At 56.3% G+C, this 2946-nt stretch carries 2 protein-coding genes; both read left to right on the forward strand.

What is annotated here, in order from left to right:
• Positions 1-832: 832 nt before the first annotated feature.
• Positions 833-1945, forward strand: coding sequence for a hypothetical protein (locus PMI40_RS20605; RefSeq protein ID WP_008119395.1), 1113 nt, complete (start codon positions 833-835; stop codon positions 1943-1945).
• A gap of 15 nt (positions 1946-1960) precedes the next feature.
• Positions 1961-2152 carry a hypothetical protein gene (locus PMI40_RS24135; RefSeq protein ID WP_157221633.1) on the forward strand — a complete coding sequence of 64 codons (192 nt, stop codon included), beginning with the start codon at positions 1961-1963 and terminating at the stop codon, positions 2150-2152.
• Positions 2153-2946 lie beyond the last annotated feature (794 nt).

Consider the following 2946-nt stretch of genomic DNA (forward strand, 5'->3'; position numbering starts at 1 on the left):
CTGCCAGGCGCATGGGGTTTCTATGGTGACGGCTCGCAAAAGACGCTCTCGACTTGCTTGGCTTGGGCATCCGTTGTTGTCATCACTTGCAGCCATCTTATCGATTCGATGATCCATAAAATATGAGAAAAGTCTGGAAGGATGGTCGACTTTGCCGATGTGTTGCGCCATCTACGGTGCGTCGATGAATGGCGGCAGAAGACGTAAAAAAGCCGCCCGAAGGCGGCGGAGATCATCGCCGTAAAGATCAGCCGGCCACTTTCTCGATCAACATCCTGACCAACTGATATGGCGCGGTAAGCATGCAAAGCGCTGGTCGCGGACCGTCGCAAGCGCATGTTCCAGCATAGGCCCCGGCGGATGAAAAGAGCGTGACAGCCGCGGTGAAACAAGCCGAATAGATACGCATGATTTTCTCCTGGCGCACAGGCCCTACAGGACGCCGAAGCTGCGGCCGAAATATTCGAGCACGCCGTGTGCGGTCCCGGCGAGATGGATGAAAGGATGGGCAACGTCGCTGAGCATTTGGTTGATCGCCTGGTTGATCATGATGTTCTCCTGTTGGGTGCCGTCGCTGGTTTGCGTCTGGCCATGTGGACATCATGCCGAGGGGCGGTTTCTGGTTCATTTCAGTTCTGGCTTTCGATGTTTCAGTTGAAGCCTGCCGATTCCGCTCATCAGCACCCGCGCGACTTGTCGCAATGCGGGACACTTTTTTATGACTGGTCTCGGCCCGATGCATTCCACACAATCATTCGGGTGGCACGCTGCTTGCTGGACCGCCTCGAACAATCTCGTTCGCGGCCAATTTCTAACTAAGATTGGACAAAATATGACGACGGCTTATATCGTAGCGAATGGTGTTCCTCTGGCAGCCCTGCCTACTACCAACGGTGTGAAGCAGCAGTTCTTCGCCGACAAAACCAACGATGGTCCGAGCACTTTCGCTCCCGATGGTCTCGCGGCGGCGCCCATTGTTGGCTTGGCAGGCCACTCCTTGCAAGGCGACGAAATCCCGTCAGGTGCCTTGGTCACACTGACCTCCTATATCAGCCCCTTGCTCAATTCCGGCGCCCTCTGCTGGCTGCTCACCGACTGCGCTGGCGGCACGCAACAGATCACCCCTGCTACGCACGGGGAACACGCGGTAACACTGGATCAACTCAATGGCGCAAGTCGCTCCGGTATTCGCGGACTGCTTGGGAAGGCCAATGCCACGACGCCCCTCACGAAGTTCGACTTCTCAACTGCATCCCGCACTTTCCGCAATCCAAACACAGGCAGGCTCGTCACCACCTACAACACCTCGGTGATCACCGCCGACGCTGGTCTGGCTGGCCCTGCCCTGAACGGTCGCGATCAAGCCGCTGCGTTCGCCGCCGGCAGCTGGATCTATCTCTACGCAGTGTCGAATGGTCAAGGGGTTGAGGGTGCGGTATTCAGCGCCAACCCACCCTCGGTCGGGCCCAACGCGATTTCGGGCTACCCCTACTCCGTTTTTATCACTGCTCTGTACTGGACAAATCAATCGGCCATCCGACGCGCGGTTGCCGCCGGCGACACCGTGTGTGAAGCCGAGCAATACAGCGTCGGCTCCTGGGGCAACACAGCTGGTTCCGAAGTCCCATTCAGCATCGCCGCGGCGTGCCCACCAATTGCGCTGCGCCTGAAGGCTCGCATCAACTCCTACATCTCCACCAACGCTGGCGGAGGCGGCACGGCGTCGGCCCGCTATCGTTTCATTTCGGGCATTGACGCAAAGGAGATTCCTCTCGGTCAGCCGGTAGCCAATGCAACTGCGTACGACAACGAAGAGGTCGAATTCCCCAACATCAATCAGCAATTGTTCATTATTTTCCTGCTGACTTCCGGCCCAGGAAATATCTCTTCCATTCTCTCCACCCTCAAATCGATCGGCTACGTCGTTCCCAACGGCGACAATTAAACCTCCGCGCCCCTTGTGGATTTCGATTCACAAGGCGCGCAATCGAGAACCGACAAGCTGCTACGGCTGCTCGCTCAATATCTTGCCTGCCATCAGGCGAGCAGTATGGCCGAGACGACAGAGCCGCCCGAAGGCGGCTTGCTGTGGCGCGACGAAGAACGGCAATCGGGCAATTTAGCGGCTGAAGGACTTGAAGACAGTAAATAGGTCGGTGAGCTGCTCGCTGACCGCGGAACGACCGTTACCAGCATGAGCCGCGGTGGATACGGTCAACGAAATGACAACAACAAGCATAGCGTAATAGGTTCGCAAAGTTTTCTCCCGAGGGCAGTGCAGATCAAAGGATGCCGATGCCGCGACCGAGAAATTCGATCATCCCGTGGAAGTGCCCGGCCATATGCAGGAGTGGGTCAAGAGCTTGATGGAGCGTTCTTTCGATCATGGTGTTCTCCTCGGTGTCGCCGTCGCGGTATTGCGCCTGGCCATGTAGACATCATGTCGGGGACTGATTTCAGTCAGATTGCGGGACCGCAGGCCAATATTTCATTTGAAACCTGCGGACGTAAAAAAACGCTCGAAGGCGGCTCTATTGCCACATTGACCACTAACGTTCTTCAATCACCTTGAGGTCGCGATTCCCAAATAGATGCAAATCACCTGATTGACTCATTGCGGTAAGGATAGGCAGTGCAACTTGTGGTTCTGCGCCAAGACACGCAGCACATCATTTGATCCACTGCATCTCCACTTTGCTGCTTTACGAACAATTTTATGAGAGCCCGGCTATTCAGTAGCCCAATGCCGGATGGTACTGGACTCATCGAGCCCGATCTCGCCTGTGAGATCCATGAGAATCGCTGAGAGGTATTTTGCGAAGAGAGGGGGATTCGCCTACGTTGCGCAGGCCGCGGATTCGCTTGCAAGCGAATCCCTTCGAATCCCCCGCGTAAGCCGCGCAGGCGGCTTACTTCTCTCCACAAAAACAAAATGCCCGCTTGCGC

It is taken from the genome of Herbaspirillum sp. YR522 (genome assembly GCF_000282575.1).
GTDB lineage: Bacteria > Pseudomonadota > Gammaproteobacteria > Burkholderiales > Burkholderiaceae_D > Herbaspirillum.

Coding starts and splice junctions, on each gene's coding strand:
- PMI40_RS20605 (WP_008119395.1), top strand. CDS start 833: ATGACGACGGCTTATATCGTAGCGAATGGTGTTCCTCTGGCAGCCCTG.